General features: G+C 69.4%; 19 protein-coding genes and 2 pseudogenes. 11 read left to right on the top strand and 10 right to left on the bottom strand.

Features of this window, described 5'->3' with window-relative positions; translation table 11 throughout:
* Nucleotides 1-13: 13 nt before the first annotated feature.
* On the top strand, nucleotides 14-1,096 hold the full coding sequence (locus ACKTSN_RS25670) for a GNAT family N-acetyltransferase (protein WP_409471259.1): 1,083 nt from the start codon (nucleotides 14-16) through the stop codon (nucleotides 1,094-1,096).
* On the opposite strand, the gene ACKTSN_RS25665 is transcribed toward ACKTSN_RS25670, so the two are convergent.
* The gene (locus ACKTSN_RS25665) at nucleotides 1,078-1,356 is read right to left on the bottom strand and encodes a DUF4031 domain-containing protein (protein ID WP_409471258.1); all 279 of its coding nucleotides are present in this window, start codon (nucleotides 1,354-1,356) and stop codon (nucleotides 1,078-1,080) included. The genes ACKTSN_RS25670 and ACKTSN_RS25665 overlap by 19 nt on opposite strands.
* Complete coding sequence (locus ACKTSN_RS25660; protein ID WP_129798473.1) at nucleotides 1,353-1,736, bottom strand: hypothetical protein; 384 nt, start codon at nucleotides 1,734-1,736, stop codon at nucleotides 1,353-1,355. The genes ACKTSN_RS25665 and ACKTSN_RS25660 overlap by 4 nt, the downstream gene beginning before the upstream one ends.
* Before the next feature lie 55 nt (nucleotides 1,737-1,791).
* On the opposite strand from ACKTSN_RS25660, the gene ACKTSN_RS25655 reads away from it, so the two are divergent.
* From ACKTSN_RS25655 to ACKTSN_RS25645, 3 genes are all read left to right on the top strand, one after another.
* Complete coding sequence (locus ACKTSN_RS25655) at nucleotides 1,792-2,706, top strand: MurR/RpiR family transcriptional regulator (protein ID WP_409471257.1); 915 nt, start codon at nucleotides 1,792-1,794, stop codon at nucleotides 2,704-2,706.
* A 131-nt stretch (nucleotides 2,707-2,837) separates the two neighbouring features.
* The gene (gene murQ / locus ACKTSN_RS25650) at nucleotides 2,838-3,773 is read left to right on the top strand and encodes an N-acetylmuramic acid 6-phosphate etherase (RefSeq protein ID WP_409471256.1); all 936 of its coding nucleotides are present in this window, start codon (nucleotides 2,838-2,840) and stop codon (nucleotides 3,771-3,773) included.
* A gap of 16 nt (nucleotides 3,774-3,789) precedes the next feature.
* Nucleotides 3,790-5,172 carry a PTS transporter subunit EIIC gene (locus tag ACKTSN_RS25645; RefSeq protein WP_409471255.1) on the top strand — a complete coding sequence of 461 codons (1,383 nt, stop codon included), beginning with the start codon at nucleotides 3,790-3,792 and terminating at the stop codon, nucleotides 5,170-5,172.
* On the opposite strand, the gene ACKTSN_RS25640 is transcribed toward ACKTSN_RS25645, so the two are convergent.
* Nucleotides 5,147-5,536 (bottom strand): hypothetical protein, encoded by a 390-nt coding sequence (locus ACKTSN_RS25640; protein ID WP_409471254.1) that lies wholly within the window; start codon nucleotides 5,534-5,536, stop codon nucleotides 5,147-5,149. The genes ACKTSN_RS25645 and ACKTSN_RS25640 overlap by 26 nt on opposite strands.
* A 114-nt stretch (nucleotides 5,537-5,650) precedes the next feature.
* Between ACKTSN_RS25640 and ACKTSN_RS25635 the strand changes: the two genes are divergently transcribed.
* The 6 genes from ACKTSN_RS25635 to ACKTSN_RS25610 all read left to right on the top strand — a co-directional run bounded on the left by ACKTSN_RS25635 (nucleotide 5,651) and on the right by ACKTSN_RS25610 (nucleotide 9,660).
* Complete coding sequence (locus ACKTSN_RS25635; protein ID WP_409471253.1) at nucleotides 5,651-6,490, top strand: helix-turn-helix domain-containing protein; 840 nt, start codon at nucleotides 5,651-5,653, stop codon at nucleotides 6,488-6,490.
* Complete coding sequence (locus ACKTSN_RS25630) at nucleotides 6,474-6,677, top strand: DUF397 domain-containing protein (protein ID WP_409471252.1); 204 nt, start codon at nucleotides 6,474-6,476, stop codon at nucleotides 6,675-6,677. The genes ACKTSN_RS25635 and ACKTSN_RS25630 overlap by 17 nt, the downstream gene beginning before the upstream one ends.
* A 26-nt stretch (nucleotides 6,678-6,703) precedes the next feature.
* The gene (locus tag ACKTSN_RS25625; RefSeq protein ID WP_409471251.1) at nucleotides 6,704-7,255 is read left to right on the top strand and encodes a DinB family protein; all 552 of its coding nucleotides are present in this window, start codon (nucleotides 6,704-6,706) and stop codon (nucleotides 7,253-7,255) included.
* Nucleotides 7,256-7,484: 229 nt separating this feature from the next.
* A complete protein-coding gene (locus tag ACKTSN_RS25620; protein WP_409471250.1) occupies nucleotides 7,485-8,351 on the top strand; it encodes a hypothetical protein in 867 nt (288 codons plus the stop codon).
* A gap of 59 nt (nucleotides 8,352-8,410) precedes the next feature.
* The gene (locus tag ACKTSN_RS25615) at nucleotides 8,411-9,088 is read left to right on the top strand and encodes a Uma2 family endonuclease (protein WP_409471249.1); all 678 of its coding nucleotides are present in this window, start codon (nucleotides 8,411-8,413) and stop codon (nucleotides 9,086-9,088) included.
* 2 nt (nucleotides 9,089-9,090) lie between these two features.
* Nucleotides 9,091-9,660, top strand: a complete 570-nt coding sequence (locus tag ACKTSN_RS25610; protein ID WP_409471248.1) for a hypothetical protein — start codon at nucleotides 9,091-9,093, stop codon at nucleotides 9,658-9,660.
* Between the two features lie 22 nt (nucleotides 9,661-9,682).
* Here ACKTSN_RS25610 and ACKTSN_RS25605 read toward each other — a convergent pair.
* Nucleotides 9,683-10,528, bottom strand: a pseudogene (locus tag ACKTSN_RS25605) (MFS transporter); the annotation flags it as partial.
* Between the two features lie 452 nt (nucleotides 10,529-10,980).
* On the opposite strand from ACKTSN_RS25605, the pseudogene ACKTSN_RS25600 reads away from it, so the two are divergent.
* Nucleotides 10,981-12,314, top strand: a pseudogene (locus ACKTSN_RS25600) (transposase).
* Between the two features lie 426 nt (nucleotides 12,315-12,740).
* Here the strand turns inward: ACKTSN_RS25600 and ACKTSN_RS25595 are convergent.
* The 6 genes from ACKTSN_RS25595 to ACKTSN_RS25570 all read right to left on the bottom strand — a co-directional run bounded on the left by ACKTSN_RS25595 (nucleotide 12,741) and on the right by ACKTSN_RS25570 (nucleotide 20,468).
* Nucleotides 12,741-14,927 carry a permease gene (locus ACKTSN_RS25595; RefSeq protein ID WP_409471247.1) on the bottom strand — a complete coding sequence of 729 codons (2,187 nt, stop codon included), beginning with the start codon at nucleotides 14,925-14,927 and terminating at the stop codon, nucleotides 12,741-12,743.
* Nucleotides 14,924-15,577, bottom strand: coding sequence for an ABC transporter ATP-binding protein (locus tag ACKTSN_RS25590; RefSeq protein ID WP_409471246.1), 654 nt, complete (start codon nucleotides 15,575-15,577; stop codon nucleotides 14,924-14,926). The genes ACKTSN_RS25595 and ACKTSN_RS25590 overlap by 4 nt, the downstream gene beginning before the upstream one ends.
* Before the next feature lie 148 nt (nucleotides 15,578-15,725).
* Nucleotides 15,726-16,094 carry a hypothetical protein gene (locus tag ACKTSN_RS25585; RefSeq protein ID WP_409471245.1) on the bottom strand — a complete coding sequence of 123 codons (369 nt, stop codon included), beginning with the start codon at nucleotides 16,092-16,094 and terminating at the stop codon, nucleotides 15,726-15,728.
* Nucleotides 16,095-17,015: 921 nt separating this feature from the next.
* Nucleotides 17,016-18,143, bottom strand: coding sequence for an NADH:flavin oxidoreductase (locus ACKTSN_RS25580; RefSeq protein WP_409471244.1), 1,128 nt, complete (start codon nucleotides 18,141-18,143; stop codon nucleotides 17,016-17,018).
* Between the two features lie 195 nt (nucleotides 18,144-18,338).
* Nucleotides 18,339-19,961 carry a chaperonin GroEL gene (gene groL / locus ACKTSN_RS25575; RefSeq protein WP_385511124.1) on the bottom strand — a complete coding sequence of 541 codons (1,623 nt, stop codon included), beginning with the start codon at nucleotides 19,959-19,961 and terminating at the stop codon, nucleotides 18,339-18,341.
* A 300-nt stretch (nucleotides 19,962-20,261) separates the two neighbouring features.
* A complete protein-coding gene (locus tag ACKTSN_RS25570; RefSeq protein WP_019057200.1) occupies nucleotides 20,262-20,468 on the bottom strand; it encodes a cold-shock protein in 207 nt (68 codons plus the stop codon).
* Between the last annotated feature and the right edge of the window lie 220 nt (nucleotides 20,469-20,688).

Below are 20,688 nucleotides of genomic sequence, written 5' to 3'. Positions count from 1 at the left end.
TAGCCTGCGGTGCATGACAGACATGGGTGGGGAACGGGTGCGGGAGGCCGTCGCGGGCGCCGTCGCGGTGCTTCGGACGGCGACCGAGCGGGACTGGGAGAGCGTCGACGCGGGCTCGCTGACGTGGAGTTGTCGCAGGACAACCGAGCATGTCGCGAGCTGTCTGCTCGCGTACGCGGGGCAACTGGCGGGGCGGGTGCAGGGGGCCTACTCCCCGTTCAGGATCAGCATCGTGGACGGCACGAGCAACGAGGAGCTGCTCCAGGTCCTCGAGACAACCGGCGCGCTGCTCACCGCGGCTGTCCGCACCGCGCCCCGCGAGGCGCGCGCCTTCCACCCGTATCCCTTCCGCAGCGCGAACCGCGACGGCTTCGCCGCGATGGGCGTCGCCGAGGTGGTGCTGCACACGCATGACATCGCCGAAGGGCTGGGGCTGACGTACGAACCCCCCGCCGAGCTCGCCGAGTTCGTCCTCGGCACGATCTTCCCGCACGTCCAGCCCGGCCCCGGCGCCTGGCGCACCCTGCTGTGGGCCACCGGCCGCGGCGAACTGCCCGGCCGCGCCCCGGTCACCGAGTGGCGCTGGAACAACAACCTGGTCATCCCTGCCGAACGCCTCACGCTGGAAGGCGTCACTCCGCTCGCCGCCGCCGACCTCGCCGCGGGCGGCGACGGCGGGTTCGAGTGGGTCGAGGGCGGCCCGTTCGAGGGCACGCGGGACGCCGCCGGAATGACGGTGAAGGCGTACGAGGCGGGGGTGCACCGCCCGGAGTTCGGGCTGTTCGTGCTCGTACGGCACGAGGACGGGCGCGCGATCGGCGGCATGGGCTTCCACGGCGCCCCCGACGAGGACGACCGCGCCGAGGTCGGCTACGACCTCACCGAGTCCGCCCGCGGCCGCGGCTACGCCACCGAGGCGCTGCGGGCGCTGGCCGGGTGGGCGCTGGCGCGTGCGGACGTACGGTCCCTGTGCGCGACGGTCGACCGGGACAACCTGCCGTCTCAGAGGGTCGTCGAGCGGGCCGGGTTCCTGCGGGTGGGTGAGGACGGGGTCGGCGAGGACGGGGAGCAGTTCGCCTACGAACTGCGGCCCTGATCCAGCCGCTTCCGCCGACGCAACCCGGCGCCGTGCAGCAGCCGCACCACCTCGCGGCTGCTGACCTCCACCGCCCCGGCACGCACCACCTCCGCGTACCGGTGGGAGGGGATGTCGTAGTGGTCCCGCTCGAAGGCCCGCCGGGGCACACCCAACTCCTCGGCGAACTTGTGGAGTTCGTCGTACGAGACATCGCTGATCAGATGCGACCACATGCGCCCGTGGCCCGGCCAGGTCGGCGGATCTATGTAGACCGTCACGAGGACGGCGCCCCGCCCCCGCAGGACCCCAGCAGGCCGACCGCGGCGACCTTCACGCCTGCCTTGTGGCACACCCAGTGCGGGTCGGGCCCGAGCTCCGGTTCGACGTCCAGCGCATGAGGATCCCCGGAGCCGCACACCGGGCACAGCGGCCAGCGCCCGTACCGCTCCAGCAGCGCGTCCTGCACGTCCTGGGCGACCAGCCCGGCCACATACGCGGCGCCCTCCGGCCACTGTTCCACCCACCAGCGCCGCTGCGCGACGGACTCCTCGACCAGCGACACGACGTCCGCCTCGGCGACCTGGTTCGCGACGAGGTCGGCGAGCACCAGGGCGCGGGCCGCGTGCAACGCCTGCTCAAGGGGGCTGATGGGGTCCATGTCCCCATTGTGCGCACTCTTGACCGCAACACCGAGCCGAAAATATCTTTCATCTGTGACCAGTAACGTGAAGGAAACTTTCGGGACGCCTCCCGCGCCCGCAGCCCTCGCCGCCAAGGTGCGCACGCTCGCCCCGTCGATGACGCGGTCCATGCAGCGGGTCGCCGAGGCCGTCGCGAACGACCCGGCCGGCTGCGCGGCCCTCACCGTCACCGGTCTCGCCGAACTCACCGGCACGAGCGAGGCGACCGTCGTCCGCACCGCCCGCCTGCTCGGCTACCCCGGCTACCGCGACCTGCGCCTCGCCCTCGCCGGTCTCGCCGCCCAGCAGCAGTCCGGCCGGGCGCCCGCCATAACGACCGACATCGCGGTCGACGACCCGATCGCCGACGTCGTCACCAAACTCGCCTACGACGAACAGCAGACCCTCGCCGACACCGCGGCCGGCCTCGACATCGCCCAGCTCGGCGCCGCCGTCACCGCCCTGGCCGGCGCCCGCCGGGCCGACGTGTACGGCGTCGGCGCGTCCGGTCTGGTCGCGCAGGACCTCACGCAGAAGCTGCTGCGCATAGGTCTCATAGCCCACGCGCACAGCGACCCGCACCTCGCCGTCACCAACGCCGTGCAGCTGCGGGCCGGGGATGTCGCCATCGCCATCACCCACTCGGGCTCGACGGGTGACGTCATCGAGCCGTTGCGCGTCGCCTTCGAGCACGGGGCGACCACCGTCGCGATAACCGGGCGCCCGGACTCGTCGGTCACGCAGTACGCCGACCACGTCCTGACCACGTCCACGGCCCGGGAGAGCGAGCTGCGGCCGGCCGCGATGTCGTCGCGGACGAGTCAGTTGCTGGTGGTGGACTGTCTGTTCGTGGGGGTGGCGCAGCGGACGTACGAATCGGCGGGGCCGGCGCTGGCCGCTTCGTACGAGGCGTTGGCGCATCGGCATCGGGGACGCGGTAGACCGTAGGGCTGAGTGTCGTGCGTTGTCTGCGGGCCGTATGTGGCTTGTCGCGCCCGCGCGGCGGAGCCGCAAGATGTCACAGCCCCGCGCCCCTTCTCGGCGTGACCTGGACCCGTACTGAAGAGAGCCGTTTCCTCATGACCTCCATGTCCGATCCCCGTGATCTGCAAGCGCAGTTGGACACGCTGACCACCGAAGCCTTCCGCCCCGAGCTCGCCGAGATCGACCGGCTGCCCACCCTGGAGATCGCGGCGCTCATGAACGGCGAGGACGCCGGCGTACCCGCGGCCGTCGCCGAGCGGCTGCCGCAGATCGCCGCCGCGATCGACGACATCGCCGCCCGCATGTCCCGCGGCGGCCGCCTCGTCTACGCCGGCGCCGGCACCGCGGGCCGCCTCGGCGTGCTCGACGCCTCCGAGTGCCCGCCCACCTTCAACACGGCCCCGGCGCAGGTCGTGGGCCTGATCGCGGGCGGCCCGGCGGCGATGGTCACCTCCGTCGAGGGCGCCGAGGACTCCGCCGAGCTGGCCCGGCAGGACCTGGACGCCCTGCACCTCACGCCGGACGACACGGTGGTCGGCATCTCCGCCTCCGGCCGCACCCCGTACGCGATCGGTGCCGTCGAACACGCCCGTGCGCGCGGCGCCCTCACCGTCGGCCTGGCCTGCAACGCGCACAGCGCGCTCGCGGCCGCAGCGGACCACGGCATCGAGGTCGTCGTGGGCCCCGAGCTGCTCACCGGATCGACCCGGCTGAAGGCGGGCACGGCACAGAAGCTGGTGCTCAACATGCTCTCGACGATCACGATGATCCGCCTGGGCAAGACGTACGGGAACCTCATGGTCGACGTACGCGCCTCGAACGAGAAGCTGCGCGCCCGCTCCCGCCGGATCGTCGCCCTGGCCACCGGCGCGCCCGACGACGAGATCGAACGCGCCCTCGCCGCGACCGACGGCGAGGTGAAGGCGGCCATCCTGACGATCGCCGGCGGCGTCGACGGGGGGACGGCCGCCCGCCTTCTGGAGGAGTCAGGCGGCCATCTGCGCGCGGCACTCGAGACGGCGGCCCGCTGAGCAGCACCCTCGGGGCATGCGCAAAGACCCAGCCGAAGTAGCCGCCGCGCTCCTGCCCCTGGTCGGCGGCCCTGCGAACGTCACGTCCGTCGCCCACTGCATGACCCGGCTCCGCCTGGATCTGGCCGACCCGTCCCGGGTGGAGGAGGAGCGGCTGAGGGCGCTGCCGGGGGTGCTCGGTGTCGTCGTGGACGACGACTCGTACCAGATCGTGCTGGGGCCGGGTGCGGTGGCGCGGGTGACGGCGGAGTTCGAGGCGCTTCTCGGGCGGACGACGGCCGACGAACTGGCGGCGCGGGGCGCGGAGCTGAAGGAGGCCCGGCGTCGGCGCAACGCGACGCCGGGGAAGCTGGCCCTGCGCCGCGTCGCGAACATCTTCGTCCCGCTCATCCCCGCGCTGATCGGCTGCGGAGTGCTGGCGGGCGTGAACGGGCTGCTGGTCAACGCGGGCCTGCTACCGGCCGTGACGCCCGCCCTGTCCTCGATCGCCTCGGCCTTCATGGCCCTGATCGCGGTGTTCGTCGGCCACAACACGGCGAAGGAGTTCGGCGGCACACCCGTGCTGGGCGGCGCGGTCGCGGCGATCGTCGTGTATCCCGGCGTGGCGAAGGTGACGGCCTTCGGCCTGCCCCTGTCCCCCGGTCAGGGCGGCGTGCTGGGCGCGCTGGCGGCGGCGCTGCTCGGGACGTACGTGGAGAAGTGGTGCCGCAGACGGGTCCCGCCGACCCTGGACGTCCTGCTGACCCCGACACTGACGGTCCTGGTCGCCGGCCTGGCCACCCTCTACGGCCTGATGTACGCGGCCGGTGAGATCTCCACCGCCATCGGCACCGCCGCGAACTGGCTCCTCACCACGACCGGCGCCTTCGCGGGCCTGATCCTCGGCGGCCTGTTCCTCCCCCTGGTGATGCTGGGCCTCCACCAGGCCCTGATCCCCATCCACACCACCCTGATCGAACAGCAGGGCCACACGGTCCTGCTGCCCATCCTGGCCATGGCGGGCGCGGGCCAGGTGGGCGCGGCGATGGCGGTGTACGTCCGCCTGCGCCACGACACCTCCATCCGTACGACGATCAGGTCGGCGCTTCCGGCGGGTCTGCTGGGCGTGGGAGAGCCGTTGATCTACGGCGTCTCCCTCCCCCTGGGCCGCCCGTTCCTGACCGCCTGCGTGGGCGGGGCGGCGGGCGGCGCGTTCGTCGGCGTGTTCGCGATGCTCGGCGACCAGGTCGGCGCGACGGCGATCGGCCCGTCGGGGTGGGCGCTGTTCCCGCTGCTGGCGGGGAACGCGGGGTTGGGGGTCTCGGCGGCGATCTACGCGGGCGGGTTGCTCACCGGCTACGCGGCGGGCTTCCTGACGACGTACGCGTTCGGACTCACAGCAACCGACTCTCCTGGTTGACACGCCGGACCCGCTCACGCAGCACCTCCTTGGGCGGCACCTCCCCCAGCGACTCCGGCGGACAGTCCCACTCCCGCCCACCGCACACGGGCCGCAGCTGCACCCGGCCACCCACGTGCCCCGTCACTTCCCCAACCCGCCCGTCCCGCACGTCCTCGACGTACGCCCCCACCGGCGGTGTCTCCCCACGCAGCGCGGACGCCAGGTGCTCGGCCGTACGCACATTGCAGCGCCCCAGGTCGACCAGGGCGAACGGCTCGTCACTCGCGCCGGTCACCGGGTCGACGCACAACGACGGCAACACGACGCCGACTCCGTTCAGCGCCGCCCGCAACGACTCCACGATCTCTTCGGTCGACCGCACGCTTCCTTACCTCCACGCTGAGTTTCCGATTCACGACACAGCGTGTCGGGCGCGCTTCTAACCTGGCCAGATATGGCGCCCCAACAACGTCGTCTGTCGGACAGGGAGTTGCCCATGCCAGGACCGAAGGGCCTCGATCCGTCGTCATCGCCGCGCGCGCTGCTGGGCGCGGAGTTACGGCACGCTCGTGAGAAGGCCGGGCTGAGCCAGAACGAGCTGGGGCAACGGCTGTTCGTGAGCGGCTCGTTCGTCGGGCAGCTGGAGGCGGGTACGCGGCGGATCCAGCCAGAACACGCCCGGGTGTTGGATGAGGTGCTGGGGACGGAGGATTTCTTCCAGCGGAACTGCAAGGCGGCGGCCAAGTCGAAGTACCCGGAGCACTTCGCGGAGGCGGCGGAGGCCGAGGCAACGGCCACGGAAATCAGGCAGTACGCACCGCTCCTCATCCCCGGGCTGCTACAAACCCCCGCGTACGCACGAGCCGTGTGCCGGGCGTACCAGCCGACGGCCCCGGAGGAGATGATCGAGGAGTTGGTGTCGGCCCGGATGGAGCGCACCCGACTCCTCGATGATCCAACAGAGCCGTTGTTGTGGGCGGTGATTGACGAGGCGGCTTTGCGGCGGGTGACGGGCGGGCCCGAGGTAATGGCGGAGGCCCTGCGTCATATCGCCGATTTGGGTCGCCGGGGTCGGGGCATCGTGCAGGTGCTGCCGTTCGGTGCAGGAGCGCACGCGGCGATGGAGGGCTCCATCAAGCTGATGGACTTCGAGGACGCCCCTCCGCTGGTCTACTTCGAGGGGGTCGGCACCGGACGACTGGAGGACGACCCGGCGACCGTCAGGCACCAGAGGTTCACCTACGAACTCCTTATGGCCTGCGCACTCTCGCCGCAGAAGTCCCTGGCCCTGATCGAGGCGATGGCGCAGGATTACGCCCATGAGGAACCTCCCTGAGTACGACCTGGACGGCGTCACCTGGCACAAGTCCAGCTACAGCGGTGGCAGTGGCGGCGACTGCCTGGAAGTCACCCACGACTTCCCCACCCTCGTCCCCGTCCGCGACTCCAAGCACCCCGAGGGCCCGAAGCTCATATTCCGAGCGTCGGCCTGGTCGGCCTTCGTTAAAGCGGTCAGGATCTGACCTCAATGACTCCTAGCGTGGCTGTCATGACTGAGACCACGCACAACACCGCCACTGCCACCGCCACTGCCGCCGACGAGCGCGCCGACCTCCTGGAAGCGCTGGCCAAGCAGCGGCACTTTCTGCACTTCACCACCCGCGACCTCACCGACGAGCAGGCCGGGCAGCGGACCACCGTCAGCGAACTGTGTCTCGGCGGCCTGATCAAACACGTCACGTCGATGGAGCGGAACTGGGTGGAATTCATCCAGCACGGCCCGTCGGCGATGGGCGACTTCACCGCCATGACGGAGGAAGACTGGGCCAAGCGGGCCGACGAGTTCCGGATGCTGCCCGGGGAGACGCTGGTCGGCGTGCTGGCGGAGTACGAGGAAGTGGCCCGTCGGACCGATGAGTTGGTCGCCGCCCTGCCCGACCTGAACGCCGCCCATCCGCTGCCCAAGGCCCCGTGGTTCGAGCCCGAGGCTCGATGGTCGGCCCGCAGGGTGCTGCTGCACATCGTCGCCGAGACCGCCCAGCACTCCGGCCACGCCGACATCATCCGCGAGGCCCTGGACGGCGCGAAGAGCATGGGCTGACGCACCGACCGCCCGGCCCGAAGCTCAAGCATCCAGCCCCGAGCCCTCTTTACAAGGAATGGGTGGTGGACCTGAACCCACCCTCCCACCCGGCGAGTTGACTTGACGCGTTCGGCTTGCCACGCAAAGTCACGATCGTCTAGCGTGCCCGCATAACGAACAGCCCCCGCCAGGTGCAGCAACACCTGCGGGGGCTTGACCTACGAGATCGAAGGAACAGTTCGATCCCATGGCTGAAGCCAAGCTTAGTGCTGCCTTCCGCTCTGCGCACGCAGACCCGCACCCCATGGCCAACCCGGGCTACGGAAAACGCAGCGCCCCCGACCAACACCCCCGCACGAACCACGACTTCGCCCACCTCCCGCCTCGCGAAGCCGCCATCGCCGCGTACATCGACCGCCTCCCCGACGGCGCCGACATCTCCGTAAAAACGCTGGCCAAGCACCTCCCGTACGGACAGTGCGCCCTCCGCACGGCCCTCAACAACCTCCAGCGGGCAGGGCACTTGCGCCGTGGTCGCGAACACCTGGCCGACTCGGGAAGCCAACGCTGGATCACCCGAACGTGGTTCACGCGTACCGCACGCGACGATGACTGGTGGGCGGCGTTCACGAAGGGCGACGTGCCGGAGCCGAGGGCGGAGCCGCAACGCCCCACCCGTTCCCGCGCCCACATCCTCCTCGCCGCCCTCGGCCGTACCGCCCCGGCCCTGTCGCTCTCCGAGGCCGAGTGCGCACAGCTCGCCCCGCTGCTGACGGAGTGGTTCGCGCGGGGCGCCACCGACGACGCCGTGCTCCGCGCCCTGACCAACGGCTTGCCCACCCCGGTCCACTCCCCGGCGGCCCTGGTTCGCAGTCGGCTGACCACCAAGCTGCCATCAGAACCCGCAACCCGGCCGCCCCTCCGCATTCTGGAGTGCGCCGATTGCGGCATCCCCGGCCGCCCGGAAGCGCTCCCGGGTGGTCTCTGCGGCGCATGCCGGGGCGAACGCGCCCCCGCTCGCCCCAATACGCCACTGCCCGCCTCCGCAGTCCATGCCCGCGCGGCCGAGATCCGCGCCGCGATGGTCCCACGACGAGAGAAGGCCCTCGTATGACGGCTCCTACGGTCCGACGCCACCGCCCCGGGGCACCATGGAGGGGAGGAGGCAACCACATGACCCCCAGCACCGCTCAGCGCCCGCAGATCTCTCCCGAGGACTTCGAGGAGCTGGCCAGCAACGCCCCCGAGCGCGTGAAGCTCGAGCTCATCGGGGGGCGGCTGTACGTCAAAGGCGACCACATCGAGATCGAGGACTTCGAGGAGCTGGCCCGCAGGGCTCCCGAGGGCGTGAAGCTCGAGCTCATCGACGGAAAGCTAGAGGTCAAGCCGTTGCCCGATCAGCGCCACCGCGCCATCGTCATGTGGCTTCTACGGCTCTTCGTGCAGCATCGCCCCGAGCTTGCTCTCTACCCCGAGCAGGGCCTCAGGATCGGTGCCTACCGCAAGGGCCACGCCTGCGCCGACGGAGCACTGGCGCCGCTCGACCACTTCGTTGCCCAGGACGGCGACTGGGCCGATCCGGACGGCGTCCTCATGGTCGTGGAAGTCACCTCCCACGACCGGGACACCGACAGGCGCGACCGGATCGACAAGGTTCGCGGTTACGCGGAGGCAGGCATTCCCATCTACCTGCTCATCGATCGGGACAACGACACACTCACGGTCTACAGCGACCCCGAGAACGGGGTGTATCGACAGAAACCGTTGTATTCCTACGGAGCCGTGGTCGAGCTCCCTTCCCCTGTGAACCTCACCCTCGAGACCGAAAAGCTCAAGGACTACGCCGACTGACCATGAACCACGCCCAACTCACTGCCCTCGGCCGCGCCCTCCGTCTCCTCGGCGAGCACGGCGAAGGGCTGAACCCCGACACTCCGGACGCCAAACTCCACGAGGTCAAGGCCGATCTGCAACGCGCCCTGGATCTGCTGGAGGAGAGCGTCAGCACGGCCGCGCCCACCACCCGCTGCCCGGAGCATCCCACCGGCCCCGTCGACGAAAGCGCCCCCGACCTCTGCCTGCTGTGCGAGACCCGGCGCCGGGCGGCCCGCCGCGCCGAGTTCAACGGGCCCTCCGCGCCACCCCGCCCCACCGGAAACGCCCCCTCCCGCTACGGCGTGCGCGCCGACCGCCCCCAGCCCCAGCAGCGCTGGCTGCCGGAGCTGTGGAACGGTCAGGAGTGGCAGTTGTGCGGTACGCCGCGCCGGGACCGGCGGGAGGCCGAGCTGTATATCGCAGCCCAGCGGCGCGGCTCCCGGCCCGCCATGGCGTACCGCCTGGTGCACGAGTTCACCGACTACGAGGTGCTGCGCGTGTGGGGCACACCCGTGCGGGTCGACATCGAGCCGATGGGCAACCTGTAGGCCGTACGACGAGCTCGAACGCCTACGCCTTCACTGCGGAGACCTGCGCCGGTTCCGCCTCCGCGGCCGCCGCCCCGGCCGCCGGACGCCCGCGCGGGATGAACGACGCGACGGCGAAGGCGAGCAGTGCCGCTCCCGCGCCGATTGCGAGGATCGTGCGGAAGCCGTCCTGGGAGGGCAGCGCGACGGGGCCGAGGTTGACGGTCATCTGGGCCAGGATGACGCCCGCCACCGCGCTCGCCGTGGACGTACCGATGGACCGCATCAGGGTGTTGAGGCTGTTGGCCGCGGCCGTCTCGGAGGGGGCCACCGCGCCCATGATGAGCGCGGGCATCGAGCCGTACGTGAAGCCGATGCCGGCGCCGATGACGCAGGAGACCAGGACGAAGTGCCAGACGGCGTCCATCAGCACGATGTTCAGGCCGTAGCCGCCGGCCACGATCAGGGCGCCGATCATCAGAGTGACCTTCGGTCCCTTGGCCTTGGACACGGCGGCGGAGACCGGCGCCGTCAGCATCATCACCAGACCGGACGGTGCCATGACCAGACCGGCGGCGAGCATCGACTGGCCCAGGCCGTAGCCGGTCGCCTCGGGCGCCTGCAGCATCTGCGGAATCACCAGGGACATCGCGAACATCGCGAAGCCGACGGCCACCGAGGCGAGGTTCGTCACCAGCACCTGACGACGGGCCGTGGACCGCAGGTCCACCAGCGGCTGGGTGACGCGCAGCTCCCACCAGCCCCACACCAGCAGGACGACGACGGCCGCGGCGAACAGGCCGAGCGTGGTGCCGCTGGTCCAGCCCCAGTCGGCGCCCTTGGAGATCGCCAGCAGCAGGCAGACCAGGCCGGCCGCCATGCCGAGCCCGGGGCGCGTTCTTCGACGAGGCGGAGCGGATTCCGCTGAAGGAGGTGGTGCCCGAGCAGTGGCGGGCGACGGTGGTGGACGAGCGGGGCCGGGTGGAGCGCATTCCGTACGAGTTGTGCGTGCTGGCCTGTCTGCGGGACGCGCTGCGGCGGCGGGAGATCTGGGTGGCCGGGGCGAACCGGTGGCGCAATCCGGAGGACGACCTGCCGCAGGACTTCGAGGACAACCGAGACGTGCACTACGCGGCGATCCGCCAGCCGCAGGATCCGGAGGCGTTCATCGCCGCCTTGCAGGGCCGGCTGCGTGCGTCCCTGGACCGGCTGGAGACGGCGCTGGTGGAGGACACCACCGGCGGGGTGAGCATCACCCGGCGGCACGGCGAGCCGTGGATCAAGGTCTCTCCTCAGCCGAAGCTGGAGGAGCCGGAGAACCTGGTCGCGGTCAAGGCCGAGATGGAACGGCGCTGGGGGACCATCGACCTCCTGGACATCCTCAAGGAGGCCGAGTTCGACACCGGCTTCACGTCGGAGTTCGCCTCGGTGGCCACCAGTGAGCGACTGCCGCGGCATGTGCTGCGGCGCCGGCTGCTGCTGGTGCTGTTCGCGCTGGGCACGAACATGGGCATCAAGCGGGTGGTGGCCACCGGCAAGCACGGCGAGTCGGAGGCGGTCCTGCGCCGGGTGCGGCACCTGTTCGTCAACCGGGACAACCTGCGGGCGGCGGTGACGAAGCTGGTCAACGCCACCTTCGCTGCCCGGGACGAGGCGTGGTGGGGCACGGGGACGGCGTGCGCGTCCGACGGCCGCAAGTTCGGTGCCTGCTCGAGCAACTTCATGACCGAGTGGCACCAGCGCTACCGCGGGCTCGGGGTGATGATCTACTGGCACGTCGAGCGGAAGTCGGTGTGCATCTACTCCCAGCTGAAGTCCTGTTCGGCCTCCGAGGTCGCCGCGATGATCGAGGGCGTGCTGCGGCACTGCACCGAGATGGTCGTTGACCGGCAGTACACCGACACCCACGGCGCCTCGATCGTCGGGTTCGCCTTCGCCAACATGCTCGACTTCAAGCTGATGCCCAGGCTGAAGGACATCGGCTCCTCCCGGCTGTACCGGCCGGCCGCCGGGGAGGACGACAACTGGCCCACCCTGGCGCCGGTGCTGTCCACCCGCACCATCGACTGGGAGCTGATCCGCCAGCAGTACGACCAGATCGTGAAGTACACCACCGCGCTGCGTCTGGGGACGGCGGAGGCCGAGCAGGTGCTGCGGCGCTTCACCCGCGGCGGTCCCAAGCACCCACCTACCGGGCGATCGAGGAGCTGGAGCGGGCGGTGCGTACGGCGTTCATCTGCAACTACCTCGCCGATACCGAGATGCGCCGGGAGATCCACGAGGGCTTGCAGGTGGTGGAGAAATGGAACAGCGCGAACAAGGACCTGTTCTATGGCAAGGACGGCGACCTGACCGGCCAGGACAAGGAGTCCCAGGAGGTATCCATGCTCGCCCTGCACCTCCTGCAGTCAGCCCTGGTCTACGTCAATACCCTGCTGCTTCAGCAGATCCTCGCTGCCCCCGAGTGGGCCGAGCGCCTGACCGACGCCGACCGGCGGGCCCTGTCCCCGCTGTTCTGGACGCATGTCAACCCCTACGGCCGGTTCGAGCTGGACATGAACAACCGGCTCGACTTGGCTCTCGGGGCGGCGGTTCCCGGCCCCCGCACCACACCCGACACGGAGGCTGTCAAGCCGACGTCTCCTGCGGACCGGGCGGGATCACGAGGAGCATAGGCGATGTGCGTGACGTCCTCAGCGGGGACGAGATCAACGACCTGCTCAACTGCGACGGCGACGCTGGGTGGGACGCGGACGACGAATACGAGTGAGTGCGCTGAATATCCCCGGACGCCCAGGCGTCCGGGGCACGTGCGGTCCGCGTCGCGTCGGGGGAGGTCACCCGACGCTGTAGCGGGCGGTGTCGTCCAACCGGGTGATGAAGCCGCCAGCGGTGTTGCGGGTGAGCAGGAGCTGCGGTTCGGCTACCGCCTTCACTGAGGCCGGGCAGCTCCAACTCACCAGCTGAGGAACGGCTTCACTCCGCCTCGATTGTGCACCGTACGCGGAGCACGACTGCGACTGGTGGCGACAGTCCACTCCGCAGGCCCCCGAAACAAGATCACCTGTCTCTACGAAACCCGGACATCCCAAGCAGCCCACTCAGTCTGCTTTTGGTCTCCAGAATGGTGCGGCGCGTCGGGCGGAATGCGCCGCGAGGAGGCCGATGGCCACGGCGGCCAGGGAGAAGCCGGTGGCTGCGGTGGCCAGGACCGGCCAGGAGAATCTGCCCTCCCGCAGGGAGATGACGAAGAACAGTGAGTGCCAGTTGGTGATGAAGGTCGCGAGGGCGGTCGCGGTCAGCAGCGGCACAGTCAGGTACCACAGGGCGATCGTTCGAAAGACCTGGTCGTTGCCGGTCAGAACGCTCAGTGGTGCCAGCCCCGCCCTGATGCGTACGAACTCTGCGGCGGCGCTGATCAGCCCCGCCACGAGCAGCAGTGCCAGGCCGGTGCCGCCGAAGAGGAAGAGCCAGTTGTTGAGCGTGTTCTTCTGTTGAGCGCCGATCACCCAGGTTTCTCCGGGGGTGTCGACGTTGATGCCGGGGTGGGCAGCGTAGGCGGCTTTCTCGATCTCGGCACGGTGCCCGGGTTCATCGGTGGTGACGATGAGGGACCCGTTGATCTGGCTGACGGGCAAGTCGCCGTTGACGGCCCGGACAGTGAGGTTGCCTGCGTAGGGACGGGCCAGTTCTTCCAGCCGGGGATCGCTCGTGGCGACCTGCTGTGCGGTGGCCGGACAGGGCAGGCGCAGGGACTTCAGGTCGGGGCAGGATCCCGCCAGGTCGATGCGAGGGTGGTCACCTTCAGGATGGGTGGTCGCGACCAGGAGATGCGTCCCGTCGGGAAGGTCGCGTGAGAAGTTCTTGACGGCGCCGGAGGTGAGAGTGCTGCTGTGGACGGTGTAAAGAGTGTCGCCGACGCGTTGGGTGATCCGCTGTGCGGCGGCGGCGCTGTCTCCCAGGCGGCTGTTCCAGACCTGGAGGTGGCTGATGAGGCCGATGCCGATGATGAAGACCACGGAGAGGCGCACCAGGACGCCCGGGTGGGCTGCGGTCCAGCGGCCTGCGATGAGCCGGCCGGGATTCCCGTTGCGGTAGCCGCTGGCGGCGATGCGTTTGCCGTTGGCGATGGATAGCTGGGCGATCACTGAGGGCAGCGTGGCCCACATCAGGACGGTGCCAGCCAGGAAGATAGCGATGTCCGGGCCCTTGGGGGCGTACTGGCTGAAGGCGATCGCCAGGACGCCGACCACGCACAGGGCCAGGCGCCATTTCGGCAGCCGTGAAGTGGATGTGCTTGGCCGGGTGGCCGTCTTGGAGCGTTGCACCCGGTGCAGGATCACGACGAGCAGCAGGGTAAGGACCAGGGATACGGCGAGTGCGCCGGACAGTTCGGGCCACGCCCGGCGCGTGTCGGCTGTGTTGATGATGTAGCCGGTGACAGGCAGGCGGACATCGGTGGCCAGCAGCAGTGCGGCCGGGATGAGAGCCACCAGGGTTCCGGCAGCGGCCGGTACGAAGGCCTCCCCGATGTTGATCACGGCTCGGTGGGCCCAAGAGGCGCCCAGGGCGTTGATGAGCTGGCTTCGGCGGTCACGGGTCGCCGATCCGACGCGGGTGGCCACAACCAGCAGTGCCAGGGCGGGTACGGCCATCAAAACGGCGATAGCACCGCCGGTTTCGACCGCCGTGTGGGGATAGGTCTCCTGGTTCATCGGGAAGAGTTGGCCGAAGCCGGTGATGTACTGCCAGGACTCTGCTGTGGGGTCAGCCAGCGGGTGGGCCGGGCGGACATAGGCCATACGCTCGGAGGGCGATCTCAGCCCCTGCGGGTTGATGGTTCCGGCGTAGTGGCCGTAACGGTCAAGGCTGTCGTAGTCCTCAGCTGCCCGGGCCAGCTCGGGAGAGAGGAAGGCTTCGCCGGGGCGGGGCCAGTGGGAGAGCCCTGGCGGTGGAGGACTCTTGGGTGCGAGCGGCTCGATGTAGATGACGCCGTGTGGTGAGGTACCGAAGGAGTCGACGGCTTCCTTCCATAGGGCGGTGGCCTGCTGGGCGCTGCCGGTCACGATGGGGCCGCGGGCAGTGTCGCGCTGGGTGCGTCCGTCGAACGTGGCGGTGGTGGTGGCAAACGCCAGGGCGGTCAGGGCCATGGCGGCCGAGGCTGCCATCAATGCCCAAAAGCGCAGTCGCGTGCCGGGCGTCGTTCGTGCTGCGGCCAGACCGACTCTGAGGAGTTGGATCCACAGTCGGCCCGGGCGGCGGGTCTGGGCGGGGGGCGAGCCGGTCACGCGGGGGTTCCTCGGTGGGTGGGGAGGAGAGTGCTCTCCTGCAGCTGGAACACATCTGTGGCGCGTTCGGCGATGGAGGGGTCGTGGGTGACGACCAGGAGCGCGCAGTGGCGTTCACGACAGAGTCGGAACAGCTGGTCGGCAACGTTCTCACGCGCCTTGGGGTCGAGTGCACCGGTTGGTTCATCTGCCAGCAGCACCGACGGCTGCGCGATCAGGGCCCGGGCCACTGCGGTGCGCTGGCGTTCTCCGCCGGAGAGCATCCCCGTAGGGGTGGTGCCGTGGGGAACATCGAGTTCATCGAGGAGCCGGATGGCGGCCTCGTAGGCCTGGTGGTGGTCGGAGCCGTCCAGGAGCATGGGCAGTGCGACGTTTTCCACGGGCGTCAGTTCGGGGAGCAACTCGCCGAACTGGAAGACCATGCCGAGGTGTTTGCGACGGGCCTTGGCCAGGGCGCCGGGCAGCAGACCGGTCAGACGGTGCCCTCCAGCGGTGATCGTGCCGGAGTCGGGCTTGATCAGGCCGAGTACGCACATCAGGAGTGTGGACTTGCCTGACCCGCTGGGCCCCGTGATGGCCACGGACTCCCCTGGAGCCACGGTGAGGTCGACGTTGTTGAGGAGTACGCGGTCCTCGACCTGATAGGTCAAGCCCTTTACCCGAAGGCCATCGCCCAGCTGCGGTGTGTGGGTCACAGCACGTCCATATTCTTGAAGAAGGCAAGCGAAGAGGAAACGGGTACCGCCGGGCAAACCGCAGTGCGGCTTGCCCGGCGGACGGTGTTGCGGTGACGCCAGGTTACGGAGCAACCCAACCCGAGCAGTCGTCCTCAGCCCAGTCGTTCTCGTCGCACGCCTTGAACTTGATGACCTTCGAGCCGTCACCCGAGATCACGCGGGTCCCGGAACCGCTGTGGTTCCACAGCGTGCGGAGGGTACCGGCGCTGTCCTGCCGGTAGTACTCGGCCTTGCCCGGGTCACCGTCGTTGCTGCCGTCATAGACGGAGATGAGCCCGCTGTCGCTGTTCCACGGGCTGGTAGCAGTGACGCCACCGCCGGTGACGCTAAGCGCCATGGCACTGGTGGTGGGCACCGCGATGCCGATGGCCAGCGCTATGCCGGCTATCGCCTGATCCTGCGCATGAGTGTTTCCCTCCCCTTGAGTCAACCGATGCGGCTCTTGTGCCGCCCGAGATCACTGATTGATCATGTATAGGCCAAAGGTTCTCCCCAACAAGATCACGCATGAATGGCCAAATCACGCCGTGGAACGCACCAGATGGCTGGTTGCGGTCCACGGCGGCGGGGGCGAGCACGCGGTGCGCGGCGGCACGCTGACGGTCGAGGCTGTCCACCACCTCCGGCTTCCACGCGATCGTCACCTTGGGGAACCGGCACTGAAGCTCGGTCCGGAGTTCCATAGCGGCGGCCGGACTGTCGACCGGGTACACCGAGAAGTCGATGCTCTCGCCATCCGGGCGGAAGATCGCGGCACCAAGCCGGATTGGGGTGCTGGCGTGTGCACGCGACGTGCTACTGCTGACCGAGCACGTCGACGCCGAACTCCGTCGTCGGGCGCCGTCGGCACAGACACGGCAGCTGTAGTTCGTGATCGGTAACGGATCCGGGCTGGTCAGCGGTTCCACGAGGCTGCTTGCGGGCATGGGTACGGCCACCGTGATCATGACCGTTTGTGACGACGAATCAGGACGCGGTGGCCGTGGAGGTCACGGTAGCGCAGGCGGTGTGGCGGGACGGCTTCGGGGCGGCCATGGGGCTGGTAGCGGACTGCTTTCCACGCCGTGAGACGCGGCGGACGCTGCGGGAGACGGTCGAGGCGGTACTGATGGGGCTGGAGCGGATCAACTGCTGGACGCTGGCCGAGGCGCTCGGGCACTGCGGTCCGCACCGGCTGCAATGTCACGACACGTTGGATCAGGCGCCGCAAAAGCGTCAGGTGACTACAGAGAGCTACTCGTCGGATGGCGGCAGCTATATCGGATGGCGGCAGCTATACGAGAACAGGGCCCAAAAGGGCGGTGGCCCCGGCGATCACGTGATCGCCGGGGCCACCCACCGTCGCCGATCGTCAGCTCAGCGAGGCCAGCGACGCCGCGCCGTACGGGGCCAGTTCGTCGAACCGGCCCGCCAGCACCTTCGCCGCCCACTGCGGGTCCTGGAGCAGCGCGCGGCCGACGGCCACGAGGTCGAACTCGTCGCGCTCCAGGCGGTCCAGGAGGTTGTCGAGGCTGCCCACCGCGGCGCCCTTCCCCTGGAAGGCCTCGAGGAATTCGCCGTCCAGGCCGACCGAGCCGACGGTGACGGCGGGCTTGCCGGTCAGCTTCTTCGTCCAGCCCGCGAGATTGAGGTCCGAGTCCTCGAACTCCGGGAGCCAGTAGCGGCGCGTAGAGGCGTGGAAGGCGTCGACACCGGCCGACGCCAGCGGGGTCAGGATCGCCTCCAGCTCCTCCGGCGTCTCGGCGAGCCGCGCGTCGTAGGCACCCCCCTTCCACTGCGAGTAGCGGAAGAGGACCGGGAAGTCCGGTGAGACCGTCTCGCGGACGGCGGCCACGATCTCCGCCGCGAACTTCGTACGGGCCACCGGATCGCCGCCGTACGCGTCCGTACGGCGATTGGTGCCCATCCACAGGAACTGGTCGATGAGGTAGCCGTGGGCGCCGTGCAGTTCCACGCCGTCGAAGCCGATCCGCTCGGCCGCGGCGGCGGCCTCGGCGAAGGCCGCGATGACGTCGTCCAGGTCCCGCTGGGTCATGGCCTTGCCGGCGCCCTCCGTGCCGTCCAGGCGCAGCCCGGACGGGCCGACCGCCGGGGCCTCGGGGAACGGCGGCTTGCCCGTGCTGCGCACCATGCCGATGTGCCACAGCTGCGGCACGATCCGACCGCCGGCCGCGTGTACTTCCTCGGCGACCTTCGCCCAGCCGGCCAGCTGCTCCTCGCCGTGGAAGCGCGGGATGTCGTCACTCTCCCCGGCGGAGTCATGGCCGACGTAGGTGCCCTCGGTGACGATCAGGCCGACGCCCGCGGCCGCGCGGCGGGAGTAGTACGACACCACGTCCGCGCCGGGGATGCCGCCCGGGGAGAACGAGCGCGTCATCGGCGCCATCACGATGCGGTTGGGGACGGTCAGGCCGCCCACGGTGAAGGGGCGCGCGAGGACCTGGGCCGCTCGGGAGTCGGAGGACGCGGGAACGGTCACGTGAAGCTCCTGGGAGTGAGTCGGGCCGGTACATGCACATGCATTACTTGCGCACGCACTTCAACGGACTCGTAGGACCCCGCATTCCGTCGCCTCCCCGGCTCCGGCGTGACCCCGGACACGCCCGAGGGCGGCACCCCTGCTGGCAGGGAGTGCCGCCCTCGGTCCAACGGACGGTTGATCAACCGAAGTTGATCAGAAGTCCATGTCACCGCCCGGCATGCCGCCGCCGGCGGGCGCGGCGGCCTTCTCCGGCTTGTCGGCGATGACGGCCTCGGTGGTGAGGAACAGCGCGGCGATGGAGGCGGCGTTCTGCAGAGCAGAGCGGGTCACCTTCGCCGGGTCGATGATGCCTTCCTTGACCAGGTCGACGTACTCACCGGTCGCGGCGTTCAGGCCGTGACCCGGGGTCAGGCCGCGCACCTTCTCGACCACGACGCCGCCCTCGAGGCCGGCGTTGACGGCGATCTGCTTCAGCGGGGCCTCGAGCGCGAGCTTCACGGCCTGGGCGCCGGTCGCCTCGTCACCCTCGAGCTCCAGCTTCTCGAACACCTGGGAGGCCTGGAGCAGGGCCACGCCACCACCGGCGACGATGCCCTCCTCGACGGCCGCCTTCGCGTTGCGGACGGCGTCCTCGATGCGGTGCTTGCGCTCCTTGAGCTCGACCTCGGTGGCGGCACCGGCCTTGATGACGGCCACGCCGCCGGCCAGCTTCGCCAGGCGCTCCTGGAGCTTCTCGCGGTCGTAGTCCGAGTCGCTGTTCTCGATCTCGGCGCGGATCTGGTTGACCCGGCCGGCGACCTGGTCGGCGGAGCCGGCGCCGTCGACGATGGTGGTCTCGTCCTTGGTGATGACGACCTTGCGGGCGCGGCCCAGAAGGTCCAGGGTCGCGTTCTCCAGCTTGAGGCCGACCTCCTCGGAGATGACCTCGCCGCCCGTGAGGATGGCGATGTCGCCGAGCATGGCCTTGCGGCGGTCACCGAAGCCCGGGGCCTTGACGGCGACGGACTTGAAGGTGCCGCGGATCTTGTTGACGACCAGGGTCGACAGGGCCTCGCCCTCGACGTCCTCGGCGATGATCAGCAGCGGCTTGCCCGACTGCATGACCTTCTCCAGGAGCGGGAGCAGGTCCTTGACGTTGGAGATCTTGGAGTTGGCGATGAGGATGTAGGGGTCCTCGAGCGACGCCTCCATGCGCTCCATGTCGGTGGCGAAGTACGCCGAGATGTAGCCCTTGTCGAAGCGCATGCCCTCGGTGAGCTCGAGCTCGAGACCGAAGGTCTGCGACTCCTCGACGGTGATGACGCCTTCCTTGCCGACCTTGTCCATCGCCTCGGCGATGAGCTCGCCGATCTGGGTGTCGGCGGCGGAGATGGAGGCCGTGGAGGCGATCTGCTCCTTGGTCTCGACCTCCTTGGCCTGGTCGAGCAGCGCACCGGAGACGGCCTCGACGGCCTTCTCGATACCGCGCTTCAGGGCCATCGGGTTGGCGCCGGCGGCGACGTTGCGCAGGCCCTCCTTGACCAGGGCCTGGGCGAGCACGGTCGCCGTGGTCGTACCGTCACCGGCGACGTCGTCCGTCTTCTTGGCGACTTCCTTGACCAGCTCGGCGCCGATCTTCTCGTACGGGTCCTCGAGCTCGATCTCCTTGGCGATGGAGACACCGTCGTTGGTGATCGTGGGGGCGCCCCACTTCTTCTCGAGGACGACGTTGCGGCCCTTGGGGCCGAGGGTGACCTTGACGGCGTCCGCGAGCTGGTTCATGCCGCGCTCGAGGCCGCGCCGCGCCTCCTCGTCGAACGCGATGATCTTGGCCATGTGAAGTGGTCCTCCCAGGACTGGGGGTGATTACTTCGGACCGCGCCCGCGCCCGCGACGGACGGCTCGCCTGCCTTGTGGTTCCTTGCCCCACCCGGCCTGCGGCCTCACCGACTCGGTCCTTCTTTGTCACTCTCACCTTCAGAGTGCTAACGCCAATGATTAGCACTCGCCCCTGCCGAGTGCAAGCGCCTCCCACGGACCGAGGCCGACCTCCGGGCAGACCGAAGGGCTCGCACCCCGGGAGGTGCGAGCCCTTCGAAGACGAACAGAAGAACGTCGCTGCAGTCGGCGCGTGCTTCAGCTGGTCGCGAGCCGGACCATGTCCGCCTGCGGCCCCTTCTGGCCCTGCGAGATCTCGAAATCGACCCGCTGACCCTCTTCCAGGGTGCGGTATCCGTCCATCTGGATCGCGCTGTAGTGGACGAAAACATCCGCACCACCGTCGACCGCGATGAAGCCGTACCCCTTCTCCGCGTTGAACCACTTGACGGTGCCCTGAGCCATGCCTAACTCCCCTATTACTGGCCCTTGCACAGATCCACACTTCGCGGATCCGGGTCAGACCTCACCCCCCATTGGTTGGGGGCGTGCGCCGGAACGCGTCGACCGCGGCCGAATGTATCTGTCCAACTGCCGTCTGCAACAGGTCAGTCGGACGAGAATTCTGGGCACCGAGGGCCGGGAATTTGCGGAGAATTCGCCCGAATTCAGGGCAAGTCGGGCC

The sequence above is a fragment of the Streptomyces flavusporus genome (assembly GCF_046267975.1).
Classification (GTDB): Bacteria; Actinomycetota; Actinomycetes; order Streptomycetales; family Streptomycetaceae; genus Streptomyces; species Streptomyces flavusporus.
The sequence above is the reverse complement of the archived record's forward strand: the minus strand, read 5'-3'. Positions and strand labels throughout refer to the sequence as shown.